This window comes from Caballeronia sp. KNU42, from assembly GCF_053760385.1.
The window spans coordinates 3,776,156-3,791,324 of record NZ_CM132388.1 but is presented as its reverse complement, the minus strand read 5'-3'; the positions used below and the strand labels follow the sequence as shown (position 1 = coordinate 3,791,324).

At 62.0% G+C, this 15,169-nt stretch carries 14 protein-coding genes; 2 read left to right on the top strand and 12 right to left on the bottom strand.

The genetic code is table 11. The features are described from left to right. Positions 1-190: 190 nt before the first annotated feature. Positions 191-1,789 carry an L-aspartate oxidase gene (nadB, locus tag ACSOSP_RS16935; RefSeq protein WP_455308485.1) on the top strand — a complete coding sequence of 533 codons (1,599 nt, stop codon included), beginning with the start codon at positions 191-193 and terminating at the stop codon, positions 1,787-1,789. An 11-nt stretch (positions 1,790-1,800) separates the two neighbouring features. On the opposite strand, the gene hutG is transcribed toward nadB, so the two are convergent. The 10 genes from hutG to ACSOSP_RS16885 all read right to left on the bottom strand — a co-directional run bounded on the left by hutG (position 1,801) and on the right by ACSOSP_RS16885 (position 12,702). Continuing rightward, on the bottom strand, positions 1,801-2,601 hold the full coding sequence (gene hutG / locus ACSOSP_RS16930) for an N-formylglutamate deformylase (RefSeq protein ID WP_455308484.1): 801 nt from the start codon (positions 2,599-2,601) through the stop codon (positions 1,801-1,803). A gap of 12 nt (positions 2,602-2,613) precedes the next feature. Beyond that, complete coding sequence (locus ACSOSP_RS16925) at positions 2,614-3,999, bottom strand: formimidoylglutamate deiminase (RefSeq protein WP_455308482.1); 1,386 nt, start codon at positions 3,997-3,999, stop codon at positions 2,614-2,616. Continuing rightward, positions 3,996-5,228 carry an imidazolonepropionase gene (gene hutI / locus ACSOSP_RS16920; protein WP_455308480.1) on the bottom strand — a complete coding sequence of 411 codons (1,233 nt, stop codon included), beginning with the start codon at positions 5,226-5,228 and terminating at the stop codon, positions 3,996-3,998. Before hutI ends, ACSOSP_RS16925 begins: the two co-directional genes overlap by 4 nt. Next, a complete protein-coding gene (locus ACSOSP_RS16915; RefSeq protein ID WP_455308478.1) occupies positions 5,225-5,815 on the bottom strand; it encodes a HutD/Ves family protein in 591 nt (196 codons plus the stop codon). Before ACSOSP_RS16915 ends, hutI begins: the two co-directional genes overlap by 4 nt. Positions 5,816-5,817: 2 nt before the next feature. Beyond that, positions 5,818-7,500: a urocanate hydratase gene (hutU, locus tag ACSOSP_RS16910; RefSeq protein WP_455308476.1), complete on the bottom strand. Its 1,683-nt coding sequence runs from the start codon at positions 7,498-7,500 to the stop codon at positions 5,818-5,820. Positions 7,501-7,782: 282 nt separating this feature from the next. Continuing rightward, the gene (locus ACSOSP_RS16905; RefSeq protein ID WP_455311003.1) at positions 7,783-9,303 is read right to left on the bottom strand and encodes an HAL/PAL/TAL family ammonia-lyase; all 1,521 of its coding nucleotides are present in this window, start codon (positions 9,301-9,303) and stop codon (positions 7,783-7,785) included. A gap of 85 nt (positions 9,304-9,388) precedes the next feature. Beyond that, the gene (locus tag ACSOSP_RS16900) at positions 9,389-10,180 is read right to left on the bottom strand and encodes an ABC transporter ATP-binding protein (RefSeq protein WP_455308474.1); all 792 of its coding nucleotides are present in this window, start codon (positions 10,178-10,180) and stop codon (positions 9,389-9,391) included. 18 nt (positions 10,181-10,198) lie between these two features. Further along, positions 10,199-10,978 carry an ABC transporter permease gene (locus tag ACSOSP_RS16895; RefSeq protein WP_455308473.1) on the bottom strand — a complete coding sequence of 260 codons (780 nt, stop codon included), beginning with the start codon at positions 10,976-10,978 and terminating at the stop codon, positions 10,199-10,201. Between the two features lie 40 nt (positions 10,979-11,018). Beyond that, positions 11,019-11,741 carry an ABC transporter permease gene (locus ACSOSP_RS16890; RefSeq protein ID WP_455308472.1) on the bottom strand — a complete coding sequence of 241 codons (723 nt, stop codon included), beginning with the start codon at positions 11,739-11,741 and terminating at the stop codon, positions 11,019-11,021. Positions 11,742-11,835: 94 nt separating this feature from the next. Continuing rightward, a complete protein-coding gene (locus ACSOSP_RS16885; RefSeq protein ID WP_455308470.1) occupies positions 11,836-12,702 on the bottom strand; it encodes a transporter substrate-binding domain-containing protein in 867 nt (288 codons plus the stop codon). Positions 12,703-12,729: 27 nt separating this feature from the next. Between ACSOSP_RS16885 and ACSOSP_RS16880 the strand changes: the two genes are divergently transcribed. Further along, positions 12,730-13,032: a hypothetical protein gene (locus ACSOSP_RS16880; protein WP_455308468.1), complete on the top strand. Its 303-nt coding sequence runs from the start codon at positions 12,730-12,732 to the stop codon at positions 13,030-13,032. A 3-nt stretch (positions 13,033-13,035) separates the two neighbouring features. Here ACSOSP_RS16880 and nadC read toward each other — a convergent pair whose 3' ends face one another. Both nadC and nadA read right to left on the bottom strand, forming a co-directional pair. After that, positions 13,036-13,938 (bottom strand): carboxylating nicotinate-nucleotide diphosphorylase, encoded by a 903-nt coding sequence (gene nadC / locus ACSOSP_RS16875; RefSeq protein ID WP_455308466.1) that lies wholly within the window; start codon positions 13,936-13,938, stop codon positions 13,036-13,038. Then, positions 13,938-15,068, bottom strand: coding sequence for a quinolinate synthase NadA (gene nadA / locus ACSOSP_RS16870; protein WP_455311001.1), 1,131 nt, complete (start codon positions 15,066-15,068; stop codon positions 13,938-13,940). The genes nadC and nadA overlap by 1 nt, the downstream gene beginning before the upstream one ends. Between the last annotated feature and the right edge of the window lie 101 nt (positions 15,069-15,169).

Sequence of the window (15,169 nt, the reverse complement as noted above, 5' to 3'; positions counted from 1 at the left end):
CTTTTTGCTTTGGCGCCGCGGTTTTGGCACCTCGTCCGCCCAGCCTTGCGCGCGCCCTTCGCCCTACTGGCCGAACGGCCAAGTGGCCGCCTGGCGTGCCACGCGTTATCCTTACCGACCAGGCTTTCCCCATGCCACCGGCGTGAATCCCGAAAGTCGCAGCGGACAAAATTGACGGAGACGTGGCGGGATGAATTTCGACGTGGCAATCATCGGCAGCGGGCTGGCGGGCTTAAGCGTGGCGCTGAACCTGGCGGACACCCGGCGCGTTGTGATCCTCGCCAAGCGCAGCGTGAGCGAAGGCGCCAGCGATTGGGCCCAGGGCGGTATCGCAGCCGTGCTCGACTCGGCCGACTGCGTCGACAACCATGTGCGCGACACGTTAATAGCCGGCGGCGGCTTGTGTGATGAGGCCGCTACGCGGTTTATCGTGGAGAACGGGCGCGCGGCCATCGAATGGCTGATCAACGAAGGCGTGCCGTTCACGAAGGATCTGTCCGCTGAACTTGGCTTTCATCTGACACGCGAAGGTGGACACAGTCATCGGCGAATCATTCACGCCGCCGATGCAACCGGTCACGCCGTGGTCACCACGCTCAACGAGCGCGTGCGCAATCATCCGAACATCACGGTCCTCGAAGACCACTACGCCATTGACCTCATCACGTCCGAGCGGCTCGGGTTGCCCGGGCATCGCTGTCATGGGCTTTATGCGCTGGATCTTGCGAGCGGACGTACCGTCACCATCGAGGCGCCACATACCGCGCTCGCGACCGGGGGCGCCGGCAAGGTGTACCTGTACACCACGAATCCGGATACGGCGACTGGCGACGGTATTGCGATGGCGTGGCGCGCCGGTTGCCGGGTATCGAACATGGAGTTCATCCAGTTCCATCCGACTTGCCTGTTTCATCCGTACGCGAAGTCCTTCCTGATTTCGGAAGCCGTACGCGGCGAAGGCGGCATCCTCCGCCTGCCCGACGGCACGCGCTTCATGCCTGCCCACGACGAACGCGCTGAACTCGCGCCTCGCGATATCGTCGCCCGGGCGATCGACTTCGAGATCAAGAAGCGCGGGATTGATTGCGTTTATCTCGACATCAGCCATCAGCCGGAAGCGTTCCTTCAGGAACACTTCCCCACCATCCTTGCACGCTGCCGCGAGTTCGGCATCGATATAACGAAGCAGCCCATTCCCGTGGTGCCGGCCGCGCATTACACGTGCGGCGGGGTCGTCACCGACCTGGCCGGCCGCACGGATCGCGCGGGACTTTATGCTGTGGGGGAAACGTCGTGCACGGGGTTGCACGGTGCGAACCGGCTGGCTAGCAACTCTCTGCTCGAATGCCTGGTTGTCGGGCGTGCAGCGGCGCAAGCCATGGAAGAGCGCGGCTTTGCGGCGAGCGGCCATGCACCCCTGCCCGCCTGGGATGAAAGCCGCGTCTCCGATCCGGACGAGGAAGTCGTGGTCGCGCACAACTGGGACGAATTGCGGCGGCTGATGTGGAATTACGTGGGCATCGTCCGTACCGATAAACGGCTCGCACGCGCTCAACACCGAATAGCGCTGCTGCGTGACGAGATCCACGAGTACTACGCGAACTTCAAGGTGAGCCGCGATTTGCTTGAATTGCGCAATCTTGTCGATGTCGCTTCGATGATCGTGGAAAGCGCCTGCTCACGGCGAGAGAGCCGCGGTCTGCACTTCAGCCGCGACTGGCCGGAGACGTTGCCTAAAGCACTGCCGACTGTATTGACACCGCCGGCAGTGAGGCGCCGGGAGATCTGAACTGCGATCGCCTACGCGGATCGCACCGCATCCAGCGCGCATTGCACCAGATCTCGCATCAAAGGCACGACCCGTGCGGCGCGCGCTTCGTCGTAGGTGTACGGTCGGGTCTCTTCCATATAAGTCGCCTGCGACAACTCCAGTTGCACCGCGTGAATACCGTCCTGCGGCACTCCGTAGTGTCGCGTGATGTATCCGCCCTTGAAGCGGCCATTAGCTACCGCTGTGTACGCGCCCTGGCCGATCACTATCGCTTCGAGCTTTTCCGCCAGACCTGCAACCGCGCTTTCGCCACCCGCCGTGCCGAAGTTGAAGTCGGACAGCTTGCCATCGAAGAAACGCGGCACGTGTGAACGGATGGAGTGCGCTTCCCAGAGCAATGCCTTGCCATGCGCGGCTTTCAAACGCATCAGTTCTTCGGCCAATGCGTCATGGTAGGGCCTCCAATACTTCTCGCGACGCTCCGCGATCTGTGCATCCGAAGGCGCGCCGCCCGCGGGATACAACGGCTCGCTGTTGAAGGTATCGACCGGACACAGGCCGGTCGTATCTCGTCCTGGATAAAGATTTGCGCCATCCGGGGGACGGTTCAGATCGATCACATAACGCGAGTTCGCGGGCACGAGGATCGATGCACCCATCTCCACCGCAAACGCGTAGAGACGTTCGAGATGCCAGTCGGTGTCATCGACTTCTTGGGCGATCGGCGTCATGGAGGCGGCTATGTCGGCGGGAATCTGCGTGCCGGCATGGGGAATCGAAATAAGCAGCGGCGAGGTGCCGCGCTTCAACGTAAAAACTTGATCGGTCACAAGCGGTGTCCTTTATTTGAGCAAGCCGGCCAACGTGTTTCGATACCGCCCGAACGACTCTCCTTCATCGCGATGCCGGCGCCCCTCGACCACGAGCTTGCCGCCAACACTCACATCCAACACGGGCGTCTCGCCGTGTTCGCAAAACACCACGCCCGATAACCACGCATCCGGCGCATGCCCGGCAATCGCCGGATGATCGGGATCGAGCACCATGAAATCCGCCCGGCGCCCCGCTTCCAGCACGCCGACCGCGCGGCCGGTGGCGCTGGCGCCGCCTCGGCTCGCGGCGTCGAAAAGACGGTCGGCGACGTACCCTTGCTCATTCGATGCCAGCACATTGCGCTCGCGGCGCGTCAGGCGTTGTCCGTATTCCAGCAAGCGCAGTTCCGAGCGCCAGTCGACCGCGATGTGGCTGTCCGAGCCGAGCCCGAAGCGCCCACCGTCGAACAGAAACGCATGCGCGGGGAAAATGCCATCGCCGAGATTGGCTTCGGTTGTCAGGCACAGGCCCGCGACGGCGTGACTCGCGGCCATTGCGCGGACTTCGTTTTCATCGACGTGCGTCGCGTGAACGAGGCACCAGCGTTCGTCCACGTCGAAGTTATCGAGCAGCCAGCGTACGGGGCGCGCTTTCAGCGTATCGACACAAGCGTCGACTTCAGCCGTCTGCTCGGCGATGTGGATATGCACCGGCGCTCCCGGAAAAGCGCTGTCGAGTCCGTTGAGCAAACGGCCCAGCGATTCCTTCGATACCGCACGCAGCGAATGCGGTGCGACGCCGTATCGGAGGTTGCCGTTTTCGGGCTGCGCCGAACGCAATGAAACGAGGGCATCGAGCAGGCTTTCCGGCGTGTGGACAAAGCGCGCCTGACCGGAGGTTGGCTCGCGCTCGCCGAAACCGCTGTATTGATAGAGCACGGGCAACATCGTCATGCCGATGCCGGTTTGCTTAGCGGCATCGACCACGCGCGCGGCCATTTCGGCGGGATTCGCGTAGGGCGCTCCATCCGGCGCGTGATGCACGTAGTGGAATTCGCATACCGACGTGTAGCCGGCCTTCAGCATTTCGATATAAAGCCAGTGCGCGATATCGCCGATGCTGTCGGGGGAAATGCGCGCCGCGAATCGGTACATCAGGTCGCGCCAGCTCCAGAAGCTATCGGTAGGATTCGCGCGATATTCGGTGAGCCCCGCCATTGCGCGCTGGAACGCGTGCGAGTGAAGATTCGGCATGCCGGCAAGCACCGGGCCTTTGGCTTTGTTCACGCCAGCCGGTTGCGCACTGTCCGGCGTAACGGCGACCAGCGTTCCGTGATCGTCCCATTCCAGCAGCACGTCGCGGCGCCAGCCGTCTTGCAGACGCGCGTGTTCGGCGAACAAACTTTTTGAGGTCATCGGAGAGTCCGTTTATCCACGGTCACGGCGCCGTGCCGCACGACCAACGCGCAACGATCGAGGCCGGTCCAGTACGCCAGTTCCGCAAGCGTTTCGATATCCCACGCAACAAAATCGGCCTTCGCGCCGACGCTGATTTCGCCGTTGACATCGGCGTGACCGAGCGCCTTTGCGCCGTGACGCGTCACGCCCGCCAGCACTTCCGCCACCGATAAACGGAACAACGTGCAGCCCATGTTGAGCATCAGCAACAGCGACGTACTCGGCGACGTTCCCGGATTGCTGTCCGTGGCAAGCGCTATGGGCACGCCGTGACGACGCAGCAAATCGATCGGCGGCAACTGTTTTTCGCGGATGAAATAGAACGCGCCGGGCAGCAACACAGCGACGGTGCCGGCTTCGCGCATCGCGATTGCGCCGGCTTCGTCGAGGAATTCGAGGTGATCGGCCGATAGCGCGTGATGCTTCGCCGCGAGCGCCGCCCCGCCCATCAGCGACAACTGCTCCGCGTGCATTTTCACCGGCAGATTCAGTTTCGATGCCGAGTTGAACACGCGCTCCGCCTGCTCGAGCGTGAAGGCGATGCGCTCACAGAACACATCGACGGCATCGACCAGGCCTTCCGACGCGAGCGCCGGCAACATCGCGTCGCAGACATGGGCGATGTAGTCATCGGCGCGGCCAGCGTACTCCGGCGGTAAAGCGTGCGCGCCAAGGAACGTCGTGGAAATGGTCACAGGCCGTGCCGCCGCGAGCCGCCGCGCGACGCGCAGCATCTTGCGTTCGGTCGGAAGATCCAGCCCGTAGCCGGATTTGATTTCCAGCGCGGTCACGCCTTCGGCGAGCAACGCGTCGAGCCGGCGCAGCGACTGCGCGAACAACTCGTCTTCGCTCGCGGCGCGCGTGTTGCGCACCGTCGAGACAATGCCACCACCGCGTTTCGCGATATCTTCGTAACTCGCCCCTTCGAGCCGCATCGCGAATTCTTCGGCGCGATTTCCTGCGTAGACGAGATGGGTGTGGCAATCGACAAGACCCGGCGTTACAAGACGCCCTTCGAGATCGTGGCTTTCGGCTTCGGCAAACGTTGAAGGTAGTTCAGCTTCTTTACCGAACCATTCGATGCGTCCATCGCGCACGACGATCGCCGCGTTTTCCAGAACATCTGCCGGATCGGCGCGCGCTGCAAGGCGTGCATTGCGCCAGATCTGCACGCTGTTATCGGTCATATCAGCGCTTCCTTTGAAACAATACGGGCGTCGATGAGAACCGCGCCTTGCGAAAGCGGTTCTACATTCAACACGTGGCGGCCAAGCCTGGCCTCAAGAACGAGCGCATCGCCTTGGGCCAACCGCTCGGCATCGACTGCAAATTCGCCAAGCGCGCAGACGAGCACAACGCTGCCCGGCTCCACGCTCAACGCCGCAGCATCACGCCGCACGGTCACGGTTCCCGACACGCGGCTCCGCCTCAACATCAGGTTGAAATCACGCGTCGGACCGTGCGGCAACTCTGCCGATATCTTCGTTTCGCCATCGAAGGCGAGCGAATCCCAGCGTGCAAGAACATGCCGCGGACCGGCTGCATCGACGAGCACCATCTGCGTGCCTTCGATCAACGTCAACACGCGGTCGATGCCCTCGAACACCGAGAACGCCCCCGCCTCCGATACATCGGCAACGCTCACGCGCCAATCGAACGCATCGAAAGCTGCGCCCGGCGGCGACGCGGCGATCTCGCGCGTCGCGCCGCCGCCGTTCTTCCACGGCACGGCCTTCAAACCGGCCGCGCGAATAATGGTGAAGGCCGGCGCCATGATCAGGTCGTGATGAACGGCAGATCGAGGCCGAAGTTCTTCGCGCATTCAATGGCTTGCTCGTAGCCGGCATCGCCATGACGCATCACGCCGGACGCGCAGTCGTTCACCAGCACCCGCGCGAGGCGCTTTTGCGCTGCGTCGGAGCCATCGGCCACGATCACCATGCCTGCGTGTTGCGAGTAGCCCATGCCGACACCGCCGCCATGATGCAAGCTGACCCACGTCGCGCCGCCCGCGGTGTTCAACAACGCGTTGAGCAGCGGCCAGTCCGACACGGCGTCCGTGCCGTCCTTCATGCTTTCCGTTTCGCGATTCGGGCTGGCGACGGAACCCGTATCCAGATGATCCCGGCCGATGACGATCGGCGCTTTCAGCTCGCCGCTCTTGACCATCTCGTTGAACGCGAGACCGGCAATATGACGCTCGCCCAGGCCCAGCCAGCAAATCCGCGCCGGCAGACCCTGGAACGCGATGCGATCGCGCGCCATATCGAGCCAGCGGTTCATGCCTGCGTTGTGCGGGAACAGTTCTTTCAGCTTGGCGTCGGTCTTGTAGATGTCTTCCGGATCGCCGGACAACGCGACCCAGCGGAACGGGCCCTTGCCTTCGCAGAACAGCGGGCGGATGTACGCGGGAACGAAGCCGGGGAAATCGAATGCGTTCTTGACGCCGTCGTCGAAAGCGACTTGACGCAGGTTGTTGCCGTAATCCACTGCGTGAATGCCCATGGCGTGGAAGTCGAGCATGGCCTGGACGTGCTGGGCGCACGAGCGTTGCGCGGCGGCCTTGAGTTCAGCGTGCTGGGACTCATCCTGCGACGCCGCGCGCCACTTTTCGAGGCTCCATCCAGCCGGCAGATAACCGTTGATCAGGTCGTGCGACGAAGTTTGGTCGGTGACCAGATCCGGCTTGATCCCGCCCGCCTTGGCGCGGCGCACAAGTTCCGGCAGCACTTCGGCTGCGTTGCCCAGCAGCGCGATCGACACGGCGTCGCCCGCGGCGGTGTGCTGCTTGATCAGTTCAAGCGCGTGATCGATGTCCTTTGCTTGTTTATCGACGTAACGCGTGCGCAGACGGAAATCGATGCGCGTCTGGTCGCACTCGATATTCAGCGATACCGCGCCCGCCAGCGTCGCCGCCAGAGGCTGCGCGCCGCCCATGCCGCCCAATCCTGCGGTCAGGATCCAGCGACCCTTCCAGTCACCGTTAAAGTGCTGCCGCGCGGCTTCGACGAAGGTCTCGTACGTGCCCTGCACAATCCCCTGGCTGCCGATGTAGATCCAGCTTCCGGCCGTCATCTGGCCGTACATGAACAGGCCCTTGCGGTCGAGTTCGTTGAAGTGTTCCCACGTCGCCCATTTCGGCACGAGGTTGGAGTTCGCGATCAACACGCGCGGCGCATCGGCATGCGTCTTGAACACGCCGACCGGCTTGCCGGACTGAACCAGCAGCGATTCATCGCTTTCCAGGCGTTGCAGCGTTTCGAGGATTTTGTCGAGGCATTCCCAGTTGCGGGCAGCGCGGCCTATACCGCCATAGACCACCAGCTTGTCGGGGTTCTCGGCGACCTCGGGATCGAGGTTGTTCAGCAGCATCCGGTACGGTGCTTCGGTGAGCCAACTCTTGCACGTAAGCTCGGTGCCGCGCGGTGCGCGCAGGGGACGCGGGTTGTGGTTTTTCATCAAAGCACTCCTCGGACGGGATGGTGAACATTCGGTATCTTGCAGCCAATTCATCGGGGCGATTTGGGCAGCGATGAAGCTTGGTCGGCGAGTTGTATATACAAGTTTGAATTAAAATAAATCAGAGCGCAAGCGGTGTGCAGATCGATTCGGGTAGGGGTTTACTTGAAGGTGGCTCTCGGCCATATACAGATTGGGGCGGCAGCCGTCGATCCCGCGTAAAAACGGCGAAATCGACGACAACCGAGCACAGCAGATCTGTCTATACAACAACCCGTTGGATTAAAACTCCGGGTTTGCCTCGCGGACAAAGGCCCACGCTGCGGCGATATCGCCTGCCAATGGCCGGTCGTCCCGGTATCGGGAGACAACAGCACGGACGCTTCGATAAACCGCGTCGGTTTTAGGCGCACGCGACTGATCAGCCGGTTGCAGGTCATACGCCTGGGTCGCCGCCAGCAACTCGATAGCCAGAATCCGCTCGGCGTTGGCGATGATTTCCAACGCCTTCAACGCGGCCGGCGTCGCGTGGCACAAATGGTCCTCCTGCAAGCCCGAGGTGATCCCCCCGTCCAGACTCGCGGGCATCGCAAGGCGGCGGTTGTGCGCAACCAATGACGCCGCCGTGTATTGCGCGATCATGAAACCGGAACACGTGCCGCCGCCCTCGGCGAGAAACGCGGGCAAGCCGCTGACCAGCGGATTCACCAACCGGTCGATGCGCCGCTCGGCCATCGCGGCAACTTCGGCAACCGCAGTACTCAAGCTATCCATCGCCAGACCAATCGACGCGCCCACCGCGTGCGCCTGCGAAAACACCCGCGGCGACGCGAGCGTGCCCGAGACAACGGGGTTATCGGTGACCGAAGCCAGTTCGCGATTCACCACTTCCGCCGTCGTCGCGAATACGTCGCGCGCAGCACCATGCACGTGGGGAACGGTCCGCAAGCTCAACGGATCCTGCGTCTTGCGTCCAAACGACGCCGCGATGATGCCGCTATCCGCAAGCAGCGCCCGCAGATGCGCGCCCACCACCGACAATCCCGGCGATATACGCAGCGCAAGCGAGTCGGCATCGAAGGCGGCGGCCTGGCCACGCAGGTTCTCGAACGACATCGCCGAAATGGTGTCGGCCCATTCCAGCAGCCGCTCTGTGCGCGCGAGCGCCAGCGAGGCGAGTCCCGTCACGCAAGGCGTGCCGTTGACCACGCTCAGGCCTTCCTTCGCCTCGAGCACGAGCGGTTCGTGCGCGAGGCGCTGCAACGCGCTAGCGGCGCTCATACGGCCGCTGTCGTCGCGGACAAATCCTTCGCCGATCAGCACCAGCGCAATATGCGCCATATGGCTCAGATATCCGACCGAGCCGAACGCCGGAACTTCGGGCGTCAACCCGCTATCGAGCAACGTAACAAGCAACTCCACGAGTTCGAGGCGCACGCCAGAATGCCCGTGGGCAAAGTTGTTCACGGCGGCCGCGATGATCGCGCGCGTCTCTTCGCGCCGCAGCGGCTCGCCGACGCCGACCGCGTGACTCATCAGGATATTGCGCGACAACGCGCGCTGTTCCGACGGCGACACGACCACGTCGCACAGTGCGCCCACACCGGTGTTCACGCCATACGCGCGAATCCGGCGCTCGACGATCTGCTCGACCAGCGCACGCGCATGGTCGATCCGCGAACGCACATCCGGCGAGAGAACCAGCTTCGCACCATTCGCAATCCGGGCGACACCGCGCCAGTCGAGCGGCTTGTCGATACACACCGCTGCCGGCGAGCGCTCCTCGCCACAACTGTCACTCAAGTCCGCGCCGATGAGGATGGGATCAATCGGATCAATCGATGGCGTCGGTAAAACGGAACTGGCAAGCACGTCAACCTCGCTTGAATTAGTTAGCAGTACGGGAATGATGACTCGACACAAACTGCTGGAATCGTTCCGAGCAGCGCCCATTGAACAGGTCGTCGGGTGCGCCCTGGGCGTCGACTTGTCCCTGGTGCAGGAACATCACCCGATTCGATACATGCCGCGCGAAACCCATCTCGTGCGTGACGACCAGCATGGTCCGGCCTTCCTCGGCGAGCGCGCGCATCACGCGCAATACTTCGCCGACCAGTTCCGGATCGAGCGCGGATGTGGGCTCATCGAAGAGCATGACCTTGGGGTGCATGGCCAAAGCCCGCGCAATGGCTACGCGCTGTTGCTGACCGCCCGAAAGATGCGCGGGGTAAGCATCGCGTTTCTCGAAAAGACCGACCTTCGTCAGCAACTGCTCGGCCTCTTCGACGCACTCCGCACGCGTGCGTTTCTGCACACGCAGCGGTCCTTCGATCACGTTCTGCATCACCGTCATGTGCGACCAGAGGTTGAAACTCTGGAACACCATGCCGAGTTGGGAGCGAATCCGGTCGACCTGCTTGCGGTTGCCCGGTTGCAGGCGTCCATCGCGGCCACGCTTCATTTCGATCGCTTCGCCCGCGAGTTTCACCTCGCCGTCGTCGGGCGTTTCCAGCATGTTGATGCAGCGCAGGAAGGTGCTTTTGCCGGACCCGCTCGCGCCGAGGATGGAGATCACATCGCCTTCGTGCGCGTCTAGGGAAATGCCCTTGAGCACGTGAGCGTCGCCGAAAGACTTGTGGATGTTGGTCGCGGACAGAGCAATGGAAGTGCTTACGTTCATGAGGTTTTCTCCCTTGGTTCAGGAATCGATGTGCTGGCCGTCGGGGACGGTTGCCGCCTTGAGGGCGCCGCCTGAAGACTTCTTCGGCGCAGTGGCCGCAGTGGCATTGCGATCGCGCAGATGCGGCGAGAGCTTCTTTTCAAGCATGCCCAGCGCCCGCACGATGATGAAATTCAGCACGAGGTAGATGGCTGCCGCGCAGATGAAAACCTCCATCGTGCGATAAGTCCGCTGGATGATCTGCTGCGCGACGCCCGTCACGTCCCAAACCGTGACAAGACTGGCCAGCGCCGTCGACTTGACGAGCAGCACGGCTTCGGTCGAGTACGCCGGCAGCGCGTAACGCAGCGTGATTGGCGCAATGATCCGGCGCAACACAGTCCAGCGCGACATGCCGACCGCGAGCGCCGCTTCAATCTGTCCGTGCGGCACCGATTGCAAACCGCCACGAATGATTTCGGCGGTATATCCGGCCGTGCACAACGCGAGCGAGACGATCGCGCACACGTACGGCACGCGCAGCAGCGGCCAGAGGAAACTCTCGCGCACCGCCGGGAACTGGCCCAGGCCGTAATAGACGAGAAACATCTGGATCAGCAGCGGCGAGCCGCGAAACACCAGAATATAGCCACGCGCGAAGCGATTCAGCGCCCAGTTGGGGCTGACCCGCATCGCGACAATCACTAGAGAAAGCAAACCGCCCGCGATCAGCGAGGCGAAGAACAGCCCGAGCGTGGTGGGGACGGCGGCTAAGAGTTTCGACAACGTATCGCCGAGAAATTCGAAATCGATGTTCATGGTCGGATTCGCTTGGGGAACGTATTAATGGCTCAGAGGCTTAGTGGCGCGCGAGCGTGCCGCGGAACGAACGGCCGATGCGCGCTTCGGCGCGATCGAACACGCGGTTCGATACGCTCGAGAGGACCAGGTACAGCGCCCCGCCAACCATATAAAACGTGAAGTATTGATGCGTCGATCCGGCTGCGACCTGGCTCGTGCGCATCAGTTCGGCGAGTCCCGTCACGGCGATCAACGCAGAGTCCTTGAGACTCAATTGCCAGACATTGCCGATACCCGGCAACGCAAACCGGATGACTTGCGGAATCAGCACGCGCCGCCACAACGTAGCTGTCGGCATGCCGATGGCCCGCGCCGCCTCAATCTCACCACGCGACACAGCGAGCACGGCCGAGCGGTACACCTCTGCTTGATACGAGCCGGAAATCAGGCCGATGGCGAGCGCGCCGACCACGAAAGGCGGCACGCCGATGAAGCCATCGGCGCCAAAGAAGTGACCGACGGCGGTCATCACCGACGAGCCGCCAAAGTAGAAGAGATAGATGATCAGCAGCTCGGGGATGCCGCGAAAGAGCGTGGTGTAGGCATCGCCGATAATTCTTAGCGTGCGGCTGCGCGACAGTTTCGCGGCGGCGACCATTGCGCCGAACACTGCGCCCACTGCGAGCGCCGCGATCGTCAGCACCACGGTCATAAGCAGCGCGATCAGCAAGGCGGGGCCCCATCCTTGCTCGCCAAAGCCGAGTAGTTGAACCAGACTCATCTTTTTTCTCCAACGGTGACACGTCGAACGGTGACACATCGTCGAGCGCACTTATTGACGCCCGCTCGACGGGGCTTGGTAAATCAGCAACGCATCAAGGCGTGGCGTCGACCTTCAGCCACTTCAGCGAGAGGCGCTTGACCGTGCCGTCGGCGAGTGCCGCTTGAATGCCCTGGTCGAATTTCGCCTTCAGGTCCTTGTCGGACTGACGGAATGCCAGCGCTTCGCCGGGACCCCAGACCGTTCCGGCGATCTTCGGACCGGTGAACGCGAGGCCCTTGTTTTCCGGCTTGGTGAATGCCGAAGCCCAGTACGTGCTGTCGTCGAAGGCGACGTCGATGCGCCCTGCCACCAGATCCAGATCATGCTCCGGCGCAGTCTTGTATTCGCGGATGGTCGCGACGTCCTTGAAGTTCGTATCGATGAACTTGGTGTAGACCGTGCCCGACTGGATGCCGATGGTCTTGCCCTTCAGCGCGACGCGCAGTGCGTCGACGGTGGCTTTGTCGTGGGCAGCGTCGCCGGTCAGCTTGACGATCTGGCCCGCGCCGGGCTGCTTTGCGAGCGTGGCGGGGCTTTGATCCGCGGACACGAAAGCGGCCGGCGTCGATGCGTACGGCGTCGAGAAAGCGATGATTTTTTCGCGTTCCGGCGTAACCGAGATCGCGTCCATGAGCACGTCGAACTTGCCTGCTTGCAGGCCGGCGATCATGCCGTCCCAGTCTTGCGTGACCAGGTTGCACTGGATCTTGATGCGGGCGCAGACGTTCTCGATCAACTCCGGCTCGAAGCCGCCGAGCTTGCCGCCGGGAAGCGTCAGGTTCCACGGTTCGTACGCGCCTTCAGTGGCGATCGTGACGGTTTTCCAGTCTTTTGCCTGGGCGCTGGCAGCGCCGAGAGCGATTACACCAACGGCCACCGATGCAGCCAGCCGGGCGAGCAATTTCGTTTTGCCTGTCATTGTTGAGCCACTCTTCCACGAAGGTTGTTGGACCAAGTGGCGAATGCCAACTTGTATATACAAGCATGGAGTGAACAAAAAGGACTGGCAACGTTTTTTTCGCCTAAGCAGGAGAAGTTAGGGAAAATACTGACGAGCTTGGTGGATAAGGCTTACGGAGGCTTTACTGTGGTGCAGGCGGGAGATTTGACGAGCGGTCGTGCGTTTTTTTATAACGTTTATTTAAGTTGTCTAGACACGAGGGCCGAGGGATGGGAGGTTGCTGCCCGCTTTCACCAAAATGATAAAACCGACTTAACCAAGTTTGAAAGCAGCAACCCGCCCCTTTGACGCCTACTCAAGCCGCATCGAATAATCGGTGGCTCGCACATCCTTGGTCAGTGCGCCGATGGAAATCCGGTCCACGCCCGTGGCGGCAATCGTCTTGACGGTATCGAAATTCACGCCACCCGATACCTCCAGCACCGCCCGGCCGGCCGTCAGCCGCACGGCATCGCGCATGGCGTCGAAGGCGAAATTATCGAGCAGGATCGATTCCGCCCGATGCGCCAGCGCCGTTTCAAGCTGTTCGAGCGTCTCCACTTCAATCTGGATCGGCACCCCGGCATTCAACGCAAGCGCCGCATCCATTGCCGCGCCCACGCCACCCGCCGCGGCAATATGGTTTTCCTTGATGAGAATGCCGTCGTAAAGCGCCAGCCGCTGGTTGGCGCCGCCACCGACCCGCACCGCGTACTTCTGCGCCAGGCGCAAACCCGGCAAGGTCTTGCGGGTATCGAGAATCCGCGCCCGCGTTCCTTCAATTGCATCCACATATCGACGGGTCGCGGTCGCCACTCCCGACAACATCTGCAGGAAATTCAGCCCATTGCGCTCCGCGGTCAACAGCGCGCGCGCCGGCCCGTGCAGGATAACCACAGGCGTATTGGCGCTCATCCGCGACCCTTCCCGATACAGCCATTCAATGCGAATCGATTCGTCCACTCGGCGCATGACGGCCTCGAACCAGGGAACGCCGCACAACACAGCCTCTTCACGAACCGTGATACGCGCCGTACGCCGTGCGGTGGCGGGCACGAGAAGTCCGGTCCGGTCGCCATCGCCGATGTCTTCCGCCAGCGCATCGGTGACGTTGCGCTGAAGCGCCTGATCGAATGCTTCACCGTATAAAGCCCGGATTTCTTCAAACAAGGGAGAAACCAACTGACTTGCCACGCTCTCAACCTTCGCCACCATTACGCCGCTCCTACGTTTGAAAACAACGAAACATCCTTCGCGAGGTCACCGCTCGCCTGGACACGCTTCTTGTGACGGGCAGCGAAATCGAGCATGCGGTCGATCGGCAGCCGCGCGCGCGCCGCGATCTGCGAATCGACGAAAATTTCGTTGTGGCCACGCTCCAGCACGGCCGCCAGATTCGCCAGCCCGTTCATCGCCATCCACGGGCAGTGCGCGCAGCTCTTGCAGGTCGCGCTGTTCCCGGCCGTCGGCGCTTCGATAAACTCCTTGTCCGGCGCAGCAAGCCGCATCTTGTGCAGGATCCCGAGATCCGTCGCGACGATAAACCGCTTCGCATCAAGCCGCACCGCCGCGTCAATCAACTGCGTGGTGGAACCCACCACGTCGGCCAATGCCACCACCGCTTCCGGCGATTCCGGATGAACGAGGATCTTTGCATCGGGATACTCGGCACGCAGAAGATCGAGTTCGATGCCTTTGAACTCATCGTGGACAAGACACGAGCCTTGCCACGACAACATGTCTGCGCCGGTTTTCTTCTGGATATAACCACCAAGATGCCGGTCAGGCGCCCAGAGGATCTTTTCACCGCGTGCGTGCAGATCCGCAACGATCTCCAGCCCGATCGACGATGTCACCATCCAGTCCGCCCGCGCTTTCACTGCAGCGCTCGTATTCGCGTAGACCACAACAGTGCGGTCGGGATGGGCGTCGCAGAAAGCGGAAAACTCGTCGGCGGGGCAACCCAGGTCGAGGGAACACGTGGCGTCGAGATCGGGCATCAACACACGCTTTTCAGGGCTCAGGATTTTTGCCGTCTCGCCCATGAAACGCACGCCGGCCACGATCAGCGTCTGTGCCGCGTGATCGCGCCCGAAACGCGCCATTTCAAGCGAATCCGCGACGCAACCACCGGTTTCGTCGGCGAGCTCCTGCAACTCGGCATCGACATAATAATGCGCAACCAGCACCGCTTTCTCGCGCACGAGCAACGCTCGGATACGCTCCTTCAACTCGCGCTTTTCCTCGCGCGAAGGGGCGTCCGGCACTTTCGCCCACGCCTGGCCGATGCCGCATGTCAGTCCCTGCGGCCGGTCGTATTCGACGCTTTTAATCGCCTGCTCCATCGCTTCCTCGTCTCCGTTGCTCATCGATACGTCGTGAATACTGTGGCCCAAAACGACAAAACCCCGCCAGAGCGGGGTCTTGTGACGTCATCAAATTTTAA